This window comes from Sphingobacterium sp. MYb388 (assembly GCF_037479535.1).
Lineage (GTDB): Bacteria > Bacteroidota > Bacteroidia > Sphingobacteriales > Sphingobacteriaceae > Sphingobacterium > Sphingobacterium anhuiense.
Genome location: NZ_JBBGYV010000001.1, coordinates 461,142 through 478,603 on the forward strand (window position 1 = coordinate 461,142; position 17,462 = coordinate 478,603).

General features: G+C 35.0%; 15 protein-coding genes and 1 other RNA gene. 10 read left to right on the forward strand and 6 right to left on the reverse strand.

Annotation, left to right across the window (positions count from 1 at the left end; all coding sequences use genetic code 11):
• The first annotated feature begins 140 nt into the window (after nucleotides 1-140).
• Nucleotides 141-1,001, forward strand: a complete 861-nt coding sequence (locus WH188_RS02045) for a pirin family protein (protein WP_339423198.1) — start codon at nucleotides 141-143, stop codon at nucleotides 999-1,001.
• 123 nt (nucleotides 1,002-1,124) lie between these two features.
• Here WH188_RS02045 and WH188_RS02050 read toward each other — a convergent pair whose 3' ends face one another.
• Nucleotides 1,125-1,979, reverse strand: coding sequence for an aminoglycoside 6-adenylyltransferase (locus WH188_RS02050; RefSeq protein WP_206368134.1), 855 nt, complete (start codon nucleotides 1,977-1,979; stop codon nucleotides 1,125-1,127).
• A 156-nt stretch (nucleotides 1,980-2,135) separates the two neighbouring features.
• Between WH188_RS02050 and WH188_RS02055 the strand changes: the two genes are divergently transcribed.
• The 5 genes from WH188_RS02055 to WH188_RS02075 all read left to right on the forward strand — a co-directional run bounded on the left by WH188_RS02055 (nucleotide 2,136) and on the right by WH188_RS02075 (nucleotide 6,735).
• Complete coding sequence (locus WH188_RS02055) at nucleotides 2,136-2,996, forward strand: DUF808 domain-containing protein (RefSeq protein ID WP_168125827.1); 861 nt, start codon at nucleotides 2,136-2,138, stop codon at nucleotides 2,994-2,996.
• A gap of 144 nt (nucleotides 2,997-3,140) precedes the next feature.
• Nucleotides 3,141-3,932: a class I SAM-dependent methyltransferase gene (locus tag WH188_RS02060; RefSeq protein ID WP_168125828.1), complete on the forward strand. Its 792-nt coding sequence runs from the start codon at nucleotides 3,141-3,143 to the stop codon at nucleotides 3,930-3,932.
• Nucleotides 3,933-4,043: 111 nt separating this feature from the next.
• Nucleotides 4,044-4,970: an NTF2 fold immunity protein gene (locus WH188_RS02065; RefSeq protein WP_021190517.1), complete on the forward strand. Its 927-nt coding sequence runs from the start codon at nucleotides 4,044-4,046 to the stop codon at nucleotides 4,968-4,970.
• Nucleotides 4,971-5,120: 150 nt separating this feature from the next.
• The gene (locus WH188_RS02070; RefSeq protein WP_132773712.1) at nucleotides 5,121-5,765 is read left to right on the forward strand and encodes a hypothetical protein; all 645 of its coding nucleotides are present in this window, start codon (nucleotides 5,121-5,123) and stop codon (nucleotides 5,763-5,765) included.
• A 337-nt stretch (nucleotides 5,766-6,102) separates the two neighbouring features.
• Nucleotides 6,103-6,735: a hypothetical protein gene (locus WH188_RS02075; protein ID WP_021190514.1), complete on the forward strand. Its 633-nt coding sequence runs from the start codon at nucleotides 6,103-6,105 to the stop codon at nucleotides 6,733-6,735.
• Between the two features lie 141 nt (nucleotides 6,736-6,876).
• On the opposite strand, the gene WH188_RS02080 is transcribed toward WH188_RS02075, so the two are convergent.
• Nucleotides 6,877-8,577 (reverse strand): peptide-N-glycosidase F-related protein, encoded by a 1,701-nt coding sequence (locus WH188_RS02080; protein ID WP_132773710.1) that lies wholly within the window; start codon nucleotides 8,575-8,577, stop codon nucleotides 6,877-6,879.
• Nucleotides 8,578-9,027: 450 nt separating this feature from the next.
• Here WH188_RS02080 and WH188_RS02085 point away from each other — a divergent pair, with 450 nt between their 5' ends.
• Nucleotides 9,028-10,089 carry a linear amide C-N hydrolase gene (locus tag WH188_RS02085; protein ID WP_168125830.1) on the forward strand — a complete coding sequence of 354 codons (1,062 nt, stop codon included), beginning with the start codon at nucleotides 9,028-9,030 and terminating at the stop codon, nucleotides 10,087-10,089.
• Between the two features lie 1,062 nt (nucleotides 10,090-11,151).
• Nucleotides 11,152-11,385, forward strand: coding sequence for a hypothetical protein (locus WH188_RS02090; RefSeq protein WP_021190509.1), 234 nt, complete (start codon nucleotides 11,152-11,154; stop codon nucleotides 11,383-11,385).
• Nucleotides 11,386-11,388: 3 nt separating this feature from the next.
• Here the strand turns inward: WH188_RS02090 and WH188_RS02095 are convergent, their stop codons facing one another.
• Both WH188_RS02095 and ssrA read right to left on the reverse strand, forming a co-directional pair.
• Nucleotides 11,389-11,607, reverse strand: coding sequence for a helix-turn-helix transcriptional regulator (locus tag WH188_RS02095; protein ID WP_132773706.1), 219 nt, complete (start codon nucleotides 11,605-11,607; stop codon nucleotides 11,389-11,391).
• A 182-nt stretch (nucleotides 11,608-11,789) separates the two neighbouring features.
• Nucleotides 11,790-12,157, reverse strand: a transfer-messenger RNA (tmRNA) gene (gene ssrA, locus WH188_RS02100).
• A gap of 163 nt (nucleotides 12,158-12,320) precedes the next feature.
• On the opposite strand from ssrA, the gene WH188_RS02105 reads away from it, so the two are divergent.
• Entirely contained in the window at nucleotides 12,321-13,670 is a 1,350-nt protein-coding gene (locus tag WH188_RS02105; RefSeq protein ID WP_168125831.1) for a hypothetical protein, read from the forward strand.
• A gap of 80 nt (nucleotides 13,671-13,750) precedes the next feature.
• Here the strand turns inward: WH188_RS02105 and WH188_RS02110 are convergent, their stop codons facing one another.
• Nucleotides 13,751-15,781, reverse strand: a complete 2,031-nt coding sequence (locus tag WH188_RS02110) for a M3 family metallopeptidase (protein ID WP_168125832.1) — start codon at nucleotides 15,779-15,781, stop codon at nucleotides 13,751-13,753.
• Between the two features lie 109 nt (nucleotides 15,782-15,890).
• Nucleotides 15,891-16,784, reverse strand: coding sequence for a serine hydrolase (locus WH188_RS02115; protein WP_021189066.1), 894 nt, complete (start codon nucleotides 16,782-16,784; stop codon nucleotides 15,891-15,893).
• A 75-nt stretch (nucleotides 16,785-16,859) separates the two neighbouring features.
• Between WH188_RS02115 and WH188_RS02120 the strand changes: the two genes are divergently transcribed.
• Nucleotides 16,860-17,402 carry a DUF1543 domain-containing protein gene (locus tag WH188_RS02120; RefSeq protein WP_021189067.1) on the forward strand — a complete coding sequence of 181 codons (543 nt, stop codon included), beginning with the start codon at nucleotides 16,860-16,862 and terminating at the stop codon, nucleotides 17,400-17,402.
• Nucleotides 17,403-17,462: the final 60 nt, after the last annotated feature.

Genomic DNA, 17,462 nt, shown 5'->3' on the forward strand with positions numbered 1-17,462 from the left:
TGTTTTTAACTTGGTCTTTAATGTCATCCAATTAAAATCAATATAAAGTGTACAAAATTAAGCCTAGATTTTTCTTATCCTACATCAATTAATTTGAGGCTTTCTTCCGCTAACTTTGTGGTATACAAAAGGAAAAGAATATGAAAAATGTAGAAATTATTGCAAAACCGCAAGCAGCTCACTTTGTTGGAGATGGATTTCGAGTACATAATTTAATACCAAGTATTGCTTCCGCTAGTAGGATGAGTCCATTTATTATGCTGGATTATAACTCAACTTACCATTTTCCACCAAGTGAAATTCCAAAAGGAGTGGGAGTACATCCACATCGTGGATTTGAAACCGTAACCATTGCCTATAAAGGTCGTGTAGAGCACGGAGATAGTTCTGGTGGCGGCGGAGTTATTAAAGAAGGTGATGTTCAATGGATGACTGCTGCATCTGGTATATTGCATAAGGAATTTCATGAAACAGAATGGAGTAAAACCGGAGGAGACTTTCAGATGGTACAGTTGTGGGTCAATTTACCTGCAAAAGATAAGATGAGTACACCAAAATATCAAGCTATTGCAAATAACGAGCAAACTAAAGTGAAACTTGATCAAGGAGAGATTGAAGTGATTGCAGGAGAGTATCAGGGAAATAAAGGGCCTGCGTCAACTTTTACACCCATGCATGTTATGAATGCAAAATTGGAAGCTGGAGGAAAAGCATCCTTTTCTTTTCCGGCACATTATAATACTGCCATGATTGTCATTGAAGGAAATGTGCTAATAAATGGTAAAGATCATGCTCCTACAGACCATTTTGTTCTGTTTGGCAATGAAGGAGAGGAATTTAATGTTCAGGCGTTAGATCATGCGGTAGTATTGATTATGAGCGGTGAGCCTATTTTAGAGCCTATTGTAAGTCACGGACCATTCGTAATGAATACTAGAGCAGAAATCAATCAGGCATTTGAAGATTTTCAAACAGGTAAGTTCGGATATCTGGCTGATTAAGATAAAAGAGACTTACATCAATATAAAGAGAGCTCCAGAAGGTAAATACTTTTGGGGCTTTTGTTACAAAGTTAATGACCCTATTCTTTAAAATGGCATAGTGCGATTATTTTCTAAAAGGTACTATTGCGAATTTCTTATCTTCAAAATGTAGTTGTAACTGTTATTAGCTTCATCTACATTGATTCTATATTCAAAATGTAGTGCTAGGTCTTTTTGCAGATCTTTAAAAAGAGTCATCATCTGTACTAGTGCTAGCCAATTATTATCAATAGACGTATCCGCATATGTTTGCAATATGCTTTGGTACAATTTCGGATCAAGGTGTTTTTCTGCAAATCTTCCCGATTTACCAAATGCAACCTGAAATTTTTTTTCAACCCCGATATGCCAAGCTATTAGATTCATGAACATAGGACGGATTACTCTTTCCATCGTATCTTTGGCATATAGAATTTCCCGGCGGGCAAGTCCTTTAGCAACATATGTGCAGACCCGCCAAAACTCATTGCATGTCTCTATGAACATTCTTTCAGTAGGTTTAGCGATATGATAATCATGATCATTAGCAGGAGCGATCTTAGTAAAAAGTAAATCTTTATCTACCCAAACTTCCGTTAAACTATCACTTTTGAAATGTGAGTGGAACTTATCGATAGGGAATAAAGTTAGATCGACTCGATTTTCATCTTCAAAAATCATTAAGTAAGCAAAAGTTATCCGATCTACATCAGGATCATTTCCTAACAACATCTGATCGGGAAGTTGCTGTATCAAGACTTTACCAATAAAAGAGGTCCAATCTTTGTCAGCAATAAAAGATTCGATATCGGTGACAATAAATAATAGATCAAAATCTTGGTATTGATCGGGCTTAATTTTAGGATTTGCACGCGAACCATTCAATAAAACTGCGCGCACCCGATCATCTCTTTTCGCAAAATTGAGAATTTTATTTTTTATGTTTCTATCGTTCATGATATGAAGGCATGATAAATAATGCTGTAAATTGGTGAAAAAAAAGCAATTAATAAATTATTAGATCTAGTAATACCAGATGTCTTTTTATTTTAAAATAAAAAATGGGAAATATAAAATCATTTTATATTTTGCCGTACTAAATATTTAATACATATGGCTTCAGGTATATTTGCAATATTGGATGATATTGCTGCTTTAATGGATGATGTTGCGGTTACTAGTAAGATAGCAGCAAGTAAAACCGCAGGAATTCTAGGCGACGATTTGGCTGTAAATGCTGAGAAAGCCACAGGATTTCTATCTTCTCGTGAAATTCCTGTGCTATGGGCTATAACAAAAGGTTCATTTATTAATAAAATTATAATTGTTCCGATTGCACTGTTATTGAATGTTTTCTTTCCTATTGCCATCAAGTTTATTTTAATCATCGGAGGTATCTATTTAGCCTACGAAGGGGTTGAAAAAATTATAGAGTACCTTTTTCATCGCCAGAAAACAGGCCATGAAGTGGTTGTGGAAAGTGAAGAAAATAATAGTGAAACTGAGAAAATAAAAGTGAAATCAGCGATTACCACGGATTTTATTTTATCTGTAGAGATTGTGATTATTGCTTTGGGAACTGTATTAAATGAGAGTCTGACCATTCAGATTTTAACAGTAGCGGTAGTTGCTTTATTTGCGACTGTTGGTGTTTATGGAATTGTCGCATTGATTGTACGTATGGACGATGCAGGGTATAAGCTGATCAAGAGATCTAATGATGAGGGTGCTGTTTCTAAGCTAGGACACTTATTGGTTAATTCCTTACCTGTTGTTATCAAAGTCTTGGCAGTAGTTGGAACAATTGCATTGATTTTAGTCTCTGGTGGTATTTTTGAGCATAATATTGATTATTTGCATCATTTTTTACCTCAGGTTCCTTCATTATTAAAGCAAATAGCTTATGGTGCACTTGCCGGTTTGGCTGCAGTTTTGCTTATGACAGGGGGAAAGAAGATTTTTGCCAAAATTTAGTAGAAAATTAGAAGTGTTAAAAAAGGCATCCATCGGATGCCTTTTTTGTACATATATTGTTTCATTAAGCTTCTGTAAATAATATAAAAAGAAGAATTGTATAGTATGCTGATGCTATTTTAGGGGATTTAACGATTAAACTTTATGACAAATAGGGAAATAGATTTTTTAAGCCATAACGAATCAGCCTGGAATAAACAGGCATTGGATCAAAATGAATGGTCTCAGCCGGTAAGCTCAGCTTTAATTAATGCTGCTAAACAAGGCGTATGGGATGTACATCTTACCCCAGAGCCTTTACCAAAACAATGGTTAGGTGATATTAAGGATAAAAAGATACTTTGTCTTGCTTCAGCTGGCGGTCAGCAGGCTCCCATATTGGCAGCAGCAGGTGCCAAGGTTGTCGTTTTTGATCTTTCAGAAGAACAGCTGAGACAAGATTCAATCGTTGCACAGCGAGATGGACTTTCTCTGGAAACGATTCAGGGAAATATGAAAGATCTGAGAATATTTGATGATCACTCATTTGATATTGTCTTTCATCCGATATCAAATCATTACGTCGAAGATGTAAATCCAGTATGGAAGGAGACTTATCGTGTGCTAAAAAAAGGTGGATTTTTACTGGCTAGTTTTTTTAATCCAGTTGTATTTATTGGGGATAGAAATCCCCAGGAAATTACCGACGGTATAATTAGGCCCAAATTCAAGTTGCCATATGCAGATCTGAAAGATTTGGATGCTAACGATATTGAGAGAAAGATTGAGAGACAGGAAGCACTGGTTTTTGGTCATACTTTAGCGGATCTTATCGGTGGACAATTGCGAGCGGGATTTATGATTGCTGATTTTATAGAAGATTCGCAGCCTCGACCACGATTCTTAATAGATCAGTATCTCCCCACTTTTATTGCAACGAAGGCTGTTAAGCTATAATATGATGTGAAAATGAGAACTCCCAAATCAAGATGTTAAAAAAAGTATTGCAACGACATGGCGGTAGGGTTATTTTAAGTAGTTTATTAGGTCCAAAAACCTGGATTCGATATGGAGAATTTAAGTAAATTAAAAGGTAGTGCCGAATTTAAAAATCGAATACTTTCGAAAGATGATATTAAGCAGATCACACAGTCTAAAGGACTTTTAGGAATTTCCTTTATAAATTGTCCTGTTCAGGATGACGATATTTTGGAAATTTCTAAACTTAGCAAATTGGTCAATGTTACGCTTGAAAATACCCGTATAACAGATCGCTCGCTTGAATATTTAGCGGAACTGCCAAATTTAAATTACTTGTTTATTACGCAGGCGAATGTATCTGGGCAAGGCTTTGAATATTTCATTGGACATAAAAAGTTGAACTGTGTTTGGGCCTGTCATACCCAATTAAATGATGAAACGTTGAAGATTGTTGCGCAGTTGCCTAAACTTAGTATATTGAGAATTGATGCTACAGCTGTTACATTTGAAGGTTTAATGTCAATTGCAGGTAATCCAAAGATTGAGATTGTTGCGAATGATCTATTTAGTAAGGAGCAACTAGAGCAGTTTGAGCAAGAACAAAGAACCTTAGCCAAGAAAAAGAAATCGGTTAATTCACAAGATATTACTGATGCTTCCCAAAAACTACTGCTATTTTTTAATGCGATGACTGAATGGGAGAAATATGCCGCTATACATGGTTTTACGAATGAAACAAGTTTAAGATGTAAGTTACTTTTTCAGGAACATTGTACTTATAAAACTCGTAAAGGTTATCGACCAGATGGTTTATATTATTCCAACGGACTTAACCATACGTATTCGACGCACAAGATTGTGGATAGTGAGCAGTCAACAAAAAATAAGATCTATCTTTTTACCAAAGACCATATTGATTTTCAGTATCGTTTTATCTTGGTTCGAAATGATGATGAGTGGATGGTAGATGATGCACAAAGATTAGATGGAGGTTGGAAAAAAGTCGGATTGTAATGCAAGTTGGAAAATGTTAACAGTTTTAATGAAAGTACTACGGATATCAGATAGGAAGGGCGAATTTAAATTAAATAAAAAGAGAACTGTTGAATTTGGTTATTATTGTTAAGTACATATTAAGCGGACTACATAAAGGAATTAATTAACATGGATCCTACAAAAAACAAGCTCCAAATCGGTAAATTGTTATTGATAGCAATTCCATCTGTTTTTATCTTTTTAATGATCTGGATTGCAGCGGTATATATTGGTAATACCTATTTTGATTCTAAATCGAGTTCTGGACAATTTTTACTCTGGATATTAAGTGGTATAATCAGTTTTATGTGTTATCCAATTGCCTCAAAACAAATTTCTAACCTCGGAGCTTTAAATAAGAATAATAAGATAGCGCATCCAGTTTTTGAAAGACAAAAATTTGATAAATCTGATTGGTTCTTTTTTATTTTACTTCATAGTATTACAGCACCTCTATTATTCTGGATATTTTCTGATTTAGAACACCATGCGCAGATCTATGATTTTTTTGTGGATACCTTTGGAAGGAATTATAAAGGAGCGCCAAATTTTCCAGTTCTATTAGTATTTATATTCGGAACGTTTTTCCTATTGGCTATAGTTTACGTCCTATTTCTTAGGATTAGATATGGAACTTTTAATGAACCTAAGATTCTGTCAAGTATTGAAGAGAAGAATTTCAAACAAAAGCAGGAGATTTATTTTTCATATGTAGCTTCAACAACACTTACGGTAATGATGCTTTATATGTTGAAGATGGTATTACTAGTGTAATGTATAGTAAAGATTTTTACTTTACTTTTAGATCTCAGTATTGCGTGTGATAATTGCAAAACTTGGTGATCATATCAGTATGATTTATGTACAAAGATTACAACTTGCTCCCTAAGGGCAAGAAATTCCAGTAACAAATTTAACACGTGATATTTTTAGAAGAATGTACTATTTAATCAAAAACATGCATTTTTTATTCATTATTGAATGTCTTAAGCAGTATTTGATAAGTTTTTTTTAGATTTATTTAATTTCGTTATTCTGAAGCAGTAGAATTATTAAAAAGGTATCACTAAATTTATAGTAATAATTTAAAATATAGAAATTATCATAAAATATGTTCGGTTTTCTTTTTTTAGGACTGGCGTTTCTTTTCATTGTTATTTTTTATTTTGCAATTGGGCGAAATAGGCCGATGTTGATCCTGAATGGGATCTTGACAACGATCATTGGTGGCCTGTCTTTTTTAGGTATTTTTAGGGCTTATCCACCATTATTTATAATGGCTTTAATCGGTAGCATTTTGTTGAATGTTGCTATATATCGGAAAGTGAAGAGCGCTCGGGTAAACGTCACGTTATTATTGATAATTCAGTCGCTTAGGATCGTCATTGAGTATTATCTTTATCAGTTATATCTCGAAAAATTAATTCCTCAGATTATGACTTTTAAAGGTTTTAATTTTGATATTATAATAGGGATATTCAGTGTTGTGTTTCTGGTTATTTCCTTATTCAGGAAATCTATCTTGAATAATTGGATATTTGCACTGTGGAATTATGCTGGTATTGTTTCGCTGATTTCCATTGTCCTTATAGGGATATTTTCCTCCCCGGTACCGATACAGCAATTTAGTTTTGATCAGCCCAATGTTGCCGTTCTTTGTTTTCCTTATGCATTACTGCCAACAATTATTGTTCCTATAGCACTATTGTCACATATATTACTGCTAAGAGATAGAAAGCGGTAGAATAATTTTTTATAATTATAATGAGAATTTAAACAGGTAGAAGCTGTTGAAAGTGCGGAAGTAATATTACTATTTAAGTACAAAGTCTGTCTCTTATCTTGAGAGACAGACTTTGTATAGCAGTATTGCTTATTATTGATATTATTGGGTTATCAAATAAGCAGATACTAAATATTTACTTTCTGTTTTCTCAAATTCGGCATCTGGTATAGCTATCTTTATGCTATGCTTGCCTTTTTTTAGTGGTCCTAAATTGATAACACGAGTAGGAACTGGTCCTCCTGGGCACCAAGAACGACGTTCTTTACTGATGTTTCCGAAATATATACCATTTGGTTGCGTATTATAGATTTCGTAAGGTGTACAGTCCTGGTTCATATCTATACGTATATATTCTTTAGCATCCAAATCAATAATGTGCTGTCTCCAATTGTATTCTTCTCCACCTTCAGCTGCACCATGACCAGATGAAATAAGATAAAGAACAGTCGTCTTGGTGTCTTCAGGTAATTCAAATTCTACCTCTTTACTATTTTTTCCAGCTGTTTTGTCCTTTCCATCTAAACTGTAGTAGCTTAACAGGGAAATTGCTTTTTCCGAAGATAAGGTTGTTTTTTTGTCGCTTATTAAATCAACAGATACGTTGAACGTTAATAATGAACCATCGCATCCGATTACTTCTCTTTGGCCTGCTCCGGTAGTTCCAAATACTTCTGTTACGAGATACATTTCTTTATCGGTTTGTTTTATCGTACTGATCATCTGATCTATTTGAGCTTCGTAAGGTATATGGTCTGGATGACGACTTCGGTACATGAACGGTGTCATAATACGTAGTATTTCAAACCGTTCACCCTTTTCCTTGTCAAATTTCTCACCTTTTGGCATAACAACTAAAGTCACTCGGCCAATTCTATCGTAATTATCGCAGCCCGCTTTAATTGTAACTTTAATCTTAAGGTTATTGCCAATTTGCTTTATTTCGCTCGGATTTAACTGGTATAGGTATTCGGAATTAGTGATGCGGGTTACACCTCTAGGAACAGAATTGGTAACAGTTTGGGCATAGCCATCAAAAAAATCAACATTCTTTAAAATATTGATGGTTACGATTTTTTGTTTTAGTTTTATTAAGCTGGCTGTAATATCCTTACCTAATACAGCTATTTTTTGTTTCTTAGGTAGCTGATCGAAAAATAGCTGTGCTTTATCGAGGTCAAAAGCAGAACCATCAGTGCTTACATACATCTGCAACGCTTCAGCCGCATATGGTTTGGTAATATGTGTTGATAAAAACTCTGAAAGCTTTGCAAGCTTGCTGTTTTTTACACTGTCAATTTTTGCATCAACAATTTTACTTTGATTCGTATCTTCTGGTTTTACTCTTCTCTTCTCCCATCCTAATAATCTTAAAGCAGTGTCTATCTTTAGATAAGGTTTTTTGAAAACCATATAATCATCGTTGGTGGTTGAACCTGTAATTATTGCCTTTCTTAGGTAGCCTTTTGCATTAATATTTACGATGCTTTGTGAAAGATATAAGTATAAGGAATTAGGATCTGCTAAAGCATTGGGTGAGGTATTGGGCTTTGTAAATTGTAATGTGGCACGAACATCTACATCGGCAGTACTTTTAAAATGAAATTTGTTGTTTTTAATAACTGTACTGTCTAATACTGCCTGTCCTTTACTTTGATAAGTCAAATAAATCATTCGGTTGGTAGAATCATAAGTTGGTATGTTGACTATTCCCTGTAATTGAAAGGAAACATCTGTGTTCTTTTGCGCCATCACGTTTGCAAATGATAGGACAGTAAACAAAAGCAATAAATACTTTTTCATATTTTGAAATTTCGGTTTAAATTGTATTTGTAATTCTTTCTGTAATAAGTTTTATTCAATTTAAGGTACGAATAGGTCCTTAATGTCGTAAATATCTGTAAAATTTGAAACAAAGCTTCATTTTTGTTAAAATAGAGATTCCTTTTTATTTATATGTGTTAGTTTTAATAAAAGACCTTCGCAAGGTCAGTTACTTCGTTTTACTTAAATAAGCATTTTACGTAACATTGAACGATAGTTGCTACCGGATATTTAATTTTTATCAAATATAAAGTAGATTTAAAACAACTGTTATAGGATATTTTTTTTAATTTATATGTAATTTCTTTTTAATCGAAAAAATATTTTTAAATTGCAGTAATGAGTCATTATATATGACGAAGGTGTCATATCTATTTTTCTTTTGTAGTCTAAGAACTAAACATTTTTATCTTAATAAAATTAGTAGTCATGAAAACATTTATTAAACAAATTGGAAGCGCTTTGATTTTAACCGCAACTTTAATCGCCTCATCAGTAGAAGCAGAAGCTTGTACAAGAGTGGTTTATAAAGGTCCAAACAGCACAATTATTACAGCGCGAAGTATGGATTTTTCCATTCCTATTCCTTCTAACTTATGGCTATTCCCAAGAGGAATCGAGCGCGATGGAAGTACTGGAAAGAATACGATTAAATGGACTTCAAAATATGGGAGCATGACGACTAGTTCTTGGGACATTGCAATATCGGATGGGATGAATGAAAAGGGGCTGGTTGCTAATATGCTTTGGCTAGTAAGCTCTAAATATCCCGAATTTTCCAAAGATATTGCCGGGAAAAATGGCTTGGCTGTTTCACTATGGGCGCAATATGCCCTAGATAACTTCGCGACAGTAGCTGAAGCTGTCGAACATTTTAAGAAAGAAGAATTTGTTGTTGTTACAGACTTTATCCCAGGAACAGATAAGTTTACTACTGTCCATCTTTCTATGTCAGATGCAAGTGGGGACAATGCCATTCTTGAATACATTAACGGAAAATTAGTCATACACCACGATCCTGCTTACACTGTAATGACTAATGATCCGATTTTTGAAGAACAACTTGCGATAAATGAATATTGGAAAGGTATTCCTGGAAGTATATTTCTTCCTGGAACAAACCGTGCTGCGGATCGCTATGTAAGAGCGTCATATTATATTAAAGCTGTCCCGCAAACAGATGATACCAGAATTGCTGTAGCGAGTGCGTTTAGTGTCATTAGGCAATGTTCCGTACCTTACGGTATTTCTACTGAGGGTTTTCCTAATTTATCAACAACTAGATGGAGAACAGTTTCAGACCAAAAGAATCTGGTTTACTATTTTGAAGATGCACTAAGTCCGAATGCGATCTGGGTAGATTTGAAAAAATTGGATTTTAGCAAGAATGGAAAAATAAAAAAACTGACATTGGATAAAAATCAAATTTATGCAGGAGAAACATCAGACAAATTTTTAGATGCTAAGCCTTTTGTATTTCAGGGAATATAAAAGAAAAAAGCAATAGTTATTCAGATTAATTACCGATACGGCGATTATTTCAACCTTGTTTAAGGTTTAATTTCTCTCAAAAAAGAAAAGCTCAACAAAAGTTGAGCTTTTCTTTTTTGAGCCGGGGCTATTATGTAGCATGCATTTACACGATTTACCGAAAGGAAATAATTAAGTTATCTATTTAATGGGGTATCAATTATTGAATTGAATTAAAATTTCTATTTAATTGCGTAGTTGACATATGCAGCATAGATTTTCTAACGCCAAAACAGGTAGGAAAATACTCCGGAAAACTGCAGAAATTCCAGAAAAGCAACGTTGCAAAAATAAAAATAAATTATGTGTAGCAGAAGCGGAATTCATAAAACAACGTGGATCATAATATCAATAATAATTTATAACTCTATATAGTTATAATAGGACGATGCACATTCAGCCTTTATTCGGGTCTATTTCGCCCTTTCTTCGGAAAGCCTCTACTGTTTTTCCACCTTGCCTATACTGTGCCTCTACTGTTTTTGTAGAGGCACAGTATACAAACAGAATAGGCACAGTTGATATTTCCCGAAGCTTTCCCGAACTGCGTGCGAATAAGTATCGAAGCAGATTACTATTGTTTTATACTGATAATAAGTGGACAGCTAGTCTTGTCCGCTTTTTAGTTTACACTTGTGGAGTATAAAAAATGTAATTTATTAATATCTAACAGGGTATTTATTATTGTTTGTTAAAGTGTTGAAATATGGGAAACTCGAATAGTTTCCCATATTTCAACACCATTTTTTTATGATTACATCATTGCCACTAAAGATCTCTTTTGTTTAGTACTTCTTCAATGGTTCAAGTGTTACATAAGCAACTGATAGGAACTGTGTCATTTAATAAAGTTAGGCGTGATACAAAGTTTTAAAGAAATCTTTTTTAGATATTAACGGATTGTAATTTATGGATTATTAAAATGTTATTTTTGATTTACAGTACTTTAAAACTGTTGTTTTTGAACGGGCAAACTGGTATATTTAGATAAAAGTAATTCAGCTTTCCCAATATTCTAAAAATATGAGACAGTTAGCAGTTAAAATATTACAGTTGGTAAAAGAAGACAAAGATCTTCAGCCCTTGATGGTAAATGAATCTTTTCAAGATGAATTGGCAATCTTAGAAAGGACTGGTTTTATTAGAAGTTTTAAGCCTGAAATTGGGCAAAGTCCTTATGAATGCTATGATATTACAAGAAAAGGTATTGAACGTCTTATTGAATTAGAGGCATCAAATTATAAAAGAGTAGGCTAATACCTACTCTTTTTTATTTATATACCTTTTTAGGGTAATGATTGCGCCTAATTGAAATAAGGTATGTGCATTATGCTTACGCTTAAGATCATTTAGTGTTTTTTCAATTGATGATAAACTGTAAGGGTTATGCCCCTTTTCTTTGAGTTCGCGAGCAATTTCAGGCTGTGTTTTGCCCTGCAGTAAGGAGTCAATTAGAAGTTTTTCAAATTCGGTTTGCATTTAATAAAGATAATAAATTCGTACAACTTATGTATATGTGGTTCTATTATGCTGGGTATGAGATTACTTCGTAAGCATTCTCATTAATCAATTTTGTTTAGATCCCGACGTCGTACATTTTTTTGCTATAATTTCTCATAAAATAATAAAACCGCATTCAGTTAAACTGAGTGCGGTTTTATTTGTGGAGCCGGAGAGATTCGAACTCTCGTCCAGTCATGGTACTGTGTACGCTTTCTACATGCTTAGCTTCTCTTTAATTGTCGAGCGAGGGAAGGTGAGTTGCAGACCTATACCGTACGCCGTATTTGCTGAGTCTTACAAGTGATTAGCAAAATCACACCTGCCAGTTCTATTGTTCGATGCCCCGAATGTTAAACCAAAGAACAGGATCTAACGGGACAAATAGCTATGTTAAGTCTAACTTAAGCAGCTAAGGCGTAGTTTTCTTCGCCAGTTGTAATTGTGAAAGTTCCGATTAAAGTGCTCTACTAACAACGCACTGCATGCTTACATAACCGTCTCCATCCTGTCAATTCCGGTCGACCCCAATTATGTAGATTACAAAAATACAAATATTATTTCAATTATGAAGGAATATACACGCTTGGAATACAATATATTTTGTATCTTACATATATTGATATACAAACAATTGTTAATCAGAATTGTTATAAGGATGAAATATTCATTGAATCAAAAAATAAATCTACATGGCTAAGGAAATAAAATCTAAAAATTCGAAAAAGACAAATAAAAAGGCGTCTACTCCAGTTGCTAAAAAGAAGTTCGCAGCTGATGTAAGCAATGTAAAAACAATTGCAGAAAAATCGAAAACACCGCGCAAACTAAAGAAATCATCTAAGAAAGTGACTTCAAAAGAGGAATCTAAATTAGTAAAGGCATATAAAAAGCTGAATAAAAAAGTGAAAGAAACACTTTCGGAGATTCAGGAAAAATTGCCTTTTTTTCATGTAGATGAAACGATCAAACGAGTTACTTCTAATAAGAATGATGATGCAATTAAATCTGATAAGAATAAAAAGAAGAAATTAAAGGATAGTAAGTCTTTAAAAAAAGGTGAAGTCTCTAAAAGTAAGAAAAAGGATATTAAAGCCGTAGCAGAAAAAAATATCGAAGTAAAAAAAGACGATGATAAGCCAAAAGCTACTAAACCAGTAACCGCAAGTAAACCTGTAGCAACAGCATCAAAACCAGTCGCTAAACTTGATCCTCCAAAAGTAGCACCAAAGGTTACTGATGCCCCTAAGTCTACAACTGTAAGTAAACCTGTAGCAACAGCATCAAAGCCGGCAGCAAAACCTGCTCCTGCGAAAGCAACACCAAAGGTAGCTGAAGCTCCGAAAGCCACAACTGCAAGTAAACCTGCAGCAACAGCATCGAAGCCGGTAGCAAAACCTGCTCCTGCGAAAGCAACACCAAATTTAGCGGAAGCTCCGAAAGCCACAACTGCAAGTAAACCGGCAGCAACAGCATTGAAGCCAGCAGCAAAACCTGCTCCTGCGAAAGCAACACCAAAGGTAGCTGAAGCTCCGAAAGCCACAACTGCAAGTAAACCTGTAGCAACAGCATCGAAGCCAGCAGCAAAACCAGCTCCTGCGAAAGCAACACCAAAGGTAGCGGAAGCTTCAAAAGTCACAACTGCAAGTAAGCCTACAGCAACAGCATCAAAACCAGCTCCTGCGAAAACTGCGCCAAAGGTAGGGGAAGCTCCAAAAGTCGCAACTGCAAGTAAGCCTGCTACAACAGCATCAAAACCAGCTCCTGTAAAAGTAGCTACAAAAGCAACTAATGTTTCGAAACCAGCAACAGCATCAAAGCCAGTAGCTAAACCTGCTACTACAAAGGCAGCGCCAAAGGCTACTGATAGCACAAAATCAGGGGAAGCAGCTAAACCTGCTGTATCACCTTCTGAAGCTAAAGGAAGTCCGGTGACACACCCAAGCCTTGCTCCCGATAATAATGCAAAAACGGTCAGTGCTGCAAAAGAAAATACCGATAAAAATACGGCAGGTGACGAAAAAGCTGAGCCTACAAAATAGGGACTATTTAAAAAAAAGAATAATAAAAAAAGGATGCCTTACGATCATAGAGCATCCTTTTTTTATGCATAGGCAAATATTTACTTTAGTAAACCAGCACGTTTCAATAAAGCTTCTACCTTCGGTTCTTGGCCTCTAAATTGTTTGTACAAACTCATTGGATGTTCAGTGCCACCTTTGGATAAAACGGTATTTTTAAACTTAGTTGCAATCTCTTTGTTAAAAATGCCATTTTGTTTAAAGTAATCAAACGCATCTGCATCTAAAACCTCAGCCCATTTGTAACTGTAGTAGCCTGAAGAATACCCGCCATTAAATATATGGGAAAAAGATGTGCTCATTGCATTTTCAGTAACATCAGGATAGAGTTGCGTCGATGCAAATTGATTATTCTCAAAATTTTTGAGGTTATCGATCGCTGTAGGATCTTGACCATGCCAGCCCATATCTAATTTTCCAAAGCTGAGTTGGCGAAGTGTAGCCATACCTTCTAAAAAGGAAGCACTCTCACGAATTTTTGTAACAAGATCCATTGGGATCGGTTCTCCAGTTTCATAATGCTTAGCAAATAGCGCCAATGCTTCTTGTTCATAACACCAGTTTTCCATGATCTGACTAGGCAGTTCGACAAAATCCCAAAACACCGCAGTTCCTGAAAGCGTAGGGTAAACGGTATCTGCTAGCATACCATGTAAAGCATGACCAAATTCATGAAATAAAGTTGTTACCTCATTAAATGTTAAAAGCGATGGTTTGGTTTCAGTAGCAGGAGTGAAATTACACACGATTGAAACATGTGGACGTTCATTTTTACCATCTTTTTTATATTGTGGTTTAAATGAAGTCATCCAGGCACCATTGCGTTTACCTTTTCTTGGAAAAAAGTCAGCATAAAAAACTGCAATGAAATTCCCCAAATCATCTTTTACTTCAAATGTTTGTACATCTTTATGGTACTTGTCAATAGTTTGCACTTCATTGAAGTATAAACCAAATAATTTTCCTGCAATTTCAAATGCTCCTTGCAGTACGTTTTCTAATTTGAAAAAAGGTTTTAATTGCTCATCATCAAGCTGAAACTTCTTTTGCTTCAATTTTTCAGCATAGTAAGCTCCGTCCCATTTTTCTAAAATAGCAATACCATCAGTTTCATTGGCAAAAGAGCTTAATTCCTGAAATTCATCTTTTGCCGCTGGTTTTGCTTTGGTCAATAAATCATCTAAGAATGCGTTTACCTTATCCGGATTCTGTGCCATACGCTCTTCTAATACAAAGTGGGCGTGCGTTTGATAGCCTAGAAGTTGTGCGCGTTGAAATCGAAGTTTCGCAATTTTTAATACAATCTCTTCATTATTATTTTCATTATCCTGATATGCTTTTTTACCGGCGGCAATAGTGATTATTTTACGCAATTCACGATTTTCGGCATAGGTGACAAACGGGATATAGCTTGGATAGTCTAGGGTAAAGACCCAACCTGTTTTTTCTTGAGATCTCGCTAATCCGGCTGCAGCTTCTTTGACTCCGTCTGGCAAACCAGCAAGCTCAGCTTCATCTGTAATATGAAGTTCATAAGCATTGGTATCGGCTAATACGTGTTCCCCATACTTTAATTTAAGTAGCGAGAGTTCGGTATCAATAGCGCGAAGCTGCTCTTTTTTATCATCAGACAGAAGCGCCCCATTGCGAACAAAATCTTTATAGTTTTTCTCTAATAAAGTTGTTTGCTCTAATGTTAAATTCAACTGTTCTTTTTGATCGTAAACCTGCTTTATTCTTTTGAACAGATCAAAATTAAGCGTGATATCATTGCCAAGTGCTGCAAGTTTTGGAGCAACATCTTGAGCGATCTGTTCTAATTCGTCGTTGGTTTCCGCTGAATGTAGATTGAAAAAAATAGTTGATAAACGATCTAAAGACATTCCCGAAAATGCCAATGCAACAATCGTATTGTCGAAAGTAGCAGGTTCAACGGTATTTGCTATGGCATCAATTTCAGTTCTAGTGCTAGCAATAGCTTGATCAAATGCAGGTATATAGTCTTCGTTATTTATTTTAGAAAATGGTGCGGTATTATGAACCGTCTCAAAATGTTGTGTTAAGATACTCATAAAGTAAATTTAGTAGAATATTTTGAACCTATGTAGAAAAATCAAAATTACGACAGCGAGATGATATTCAAAATTGAAAATTCGCTTTATTCATTCTTTAGCTTATAGTTTAAGGTGTATAGGGTTTTTTTGGTTCAAAATAATTCCATAATAAATGTGAGATCTTTCTGGTGAGTTCCTCAGCTTCATTATTTTTAGTCCAGCTTTGATCTTTAATGTTGTTTGTCAATACACAAAATACATAATCACCACTAGGGGCATTTACAAGTACAACTTCACCGCGGGCTTCATCAACAGAGCCTGTTTTGGATGCGGTCTTTACATATGCCGGTATTTGAGAAAGGGATCGTTCGTTGTAAAAGATATTTCCTAAATAACGGTACATTTTATCTGATGCTTTTGTGCTGACAACTTTACCTTGGAAAATCAGCGCTACTAAGGTTGCCATTTCTCTAGGTGTAGTCTGTCCCCAACCATATTTTTTCCAGATCTCATTGCGACCTTCGGTACGGGAATTAACTTTTGTATTGACTAAACCTAACTGGTCCATGAGTTGGTTTATGGTCGAACCTCCTCCTGCTAGTTGTTGATTCCAAATAGAGGTGACATTATCACTGTAAGAAATCATCAGACCTATCATAGTGGCAAGATCTGTTTCACTACTATCTTTAAAAAATTGCATCAGACCTGAACCACCATATTGCTGTGATGACCGGTAAGTGAATTTTTGATCCAGTGTCAGTTCTCCTTTTTCTATTTTATCAAATATACCTGCAAGTATAGGAACTTTTACGATACTAGCTGTGGGGAAAATGGAGTCAGCCTCAATAAGCACTTCTTTTTGAGTGTTGAGATTTTTTACATAAATACCAATATCTCCACGAAAGTCTTGTGTTAAGGCTCTTAATTGACGGTCTAATTTTTTGTCAATATGCTGAGCACTGGTGCTACAAGGAAATAGGATAGCAATGATGAGTAGTAGGAATAAATTTTTTGTTCTCATTAGATTTTAATTGTACCTTATAAAAGTAATGATAATAAAAGTATAATTAATCGAAGGAAGTATATGAATCTTTTTATGTTATTATTAGGATGTAAGCCATCTGGAAGACATGTTGAACAGCACGATATTTATTTTGGTATTGCGGAACGATTGGGAGAATTGGTTCCAGCTATAGTAGACTATTGGCCCGAAGCAAAAGGAGAGATTCATGTTGATGCTTGGCGGGAGGTGACAAAAGTCGGATCTTACCAAATTTCGATCTCGACAGAGCCTATAGACAATGAAAAGCTGAAACTCTATTTTGTTAATATGGGTGGGTATAAACCCAATGATATGGAAGAGTATCATTATAAAGAAATGGTTGTTGCTTATAACTTGGAGGAAGCAAAGGAAGTCGCAAAAGAAACGGTTTTCTTTAAACATCATATTTCTCCACATATTGATGATAAATATGGTATCGATGTCGATGATGTATATGAAATTGAAGAGCTTTTACCGGCATTATTTAAAGGGAAATATTATGTTAAGATTCGTGAAGAGCAACATGATTTCTTAAAGGAAGATGATATTACTAATGGCTACTTTACGATGGAAATCTTACGAGATCAATTGGAATAAATCAGACAAGTATTGTTATAAAACGTACCTCTATTTTGATTTAGTTTACTTGTAATTTTA

Excerpts from the sequence above, each read along its gene's own strand:
- WH188_RS02045 (WP_339423198.1), top strand. The coding sequence starts at position 141 with ATGAAAAATGTAGAAATTATTGCAAAACCGCAAGCAGCTCACTTTGTT.
- WH188_RS02050 (WP_206368134.1), bottom strand. The coding sequence starts at position 1,979 with ATGAACGATAGAAACATAAAAAATAAAATTCTCAATTTTGCGAAAAGA.
- WH188_RS02055 (WP_168125827.1), top strand. The coding sequence starts at position 2,136 with ATGGCTTCAGGTATATTTGCAATATTGGATGATATTGCTGCTTTAATG.
- WH188_RS02060 (WP_168125828.1), top strand. The coding sequence starts at position 3,141 with ATGACAAATAGGGAAATAGATTTTTTAAGCCATAACGAATCAGCCTGG.
- WH188_RS02065 (WP_021190517.1), top strand. The coding sequence starts at position 4,044 with ATGGAGAATTTAAGTAAATTAAAAGGTAGTGCCGAATTTAAAAATCGA.
- WH188_RS02070 (WP_132773712.1), top strand. The coding sequence starts at position 5,121 with ATGGATCCTACAAAAAACAAGCTCCAAATCGGTAAATTGTTATTGATA.
- WH188_RS02075 (WP_021190514.1), top strand. The coding sequence starts at position 6,103 with ATGTTCGGTTTTCTTTTTTTAGGACTGGCGTTTCTTTTCATTGTTATT.
- WH188_RS02080 (WP_132773710.1), bottom strand. The coding sequence starts at position 8,577 with ATGAAAAAGTATTTATTGCTTTTGTTTACTGTCCTATCATTTGCAAAC.
- WH188_RS02085 (WP_168125830.1), top strand. The coding sequence starts at position 9,028 with ATGAAAACATTTATTAAACAAATTGGAAGCGCTTTGATTTTAACCGCA.
- WH188_RS02090 (WP_021190509.1), top strand. The coding sequence starts at position 11,152 with ATGAGACAGTTAGCAGTTAAAATATTACAGTTGGTAAAAGAAGACAAA.
- WH188_RS02095 (WP_132773706.1), bottom strand. The coding sequence starts at position 11,607 with ATGCAAACCGAATTTGAAAAACTTCTAATTGACTCCTTACTGCAGGGC.
- WH188_RS02105 (WP_168125831.1), top strand. The coding sequence starts at position 12,321 with ATGGCTAAGGAAATAAAATCTAAAAATTCGAAAAAGACAAATAAAAAG.
- WH188_RS02110 (WP_168125832.1), bottom strand. The coding sequence starts at position 15,781 with ATGAGTATCTTAACACAACATTTTGAGACGGTTCATAATACCGCACCA.
- WH188_RS02115 (WP_021189066.1), bottom strand. The coding sequence starts at position 16,784 with ATGAGAACAAAAAATTTATTCCTACTACTCATCATTGCTATCCTATTT.
- WH188_RS02120 (WP_021189067.1), top strand. The coding sequence starts at position 16,860 with ATGTTATTATTAGGATGTAAGCCATCTGGAAGACATGTTGAACAGCAC.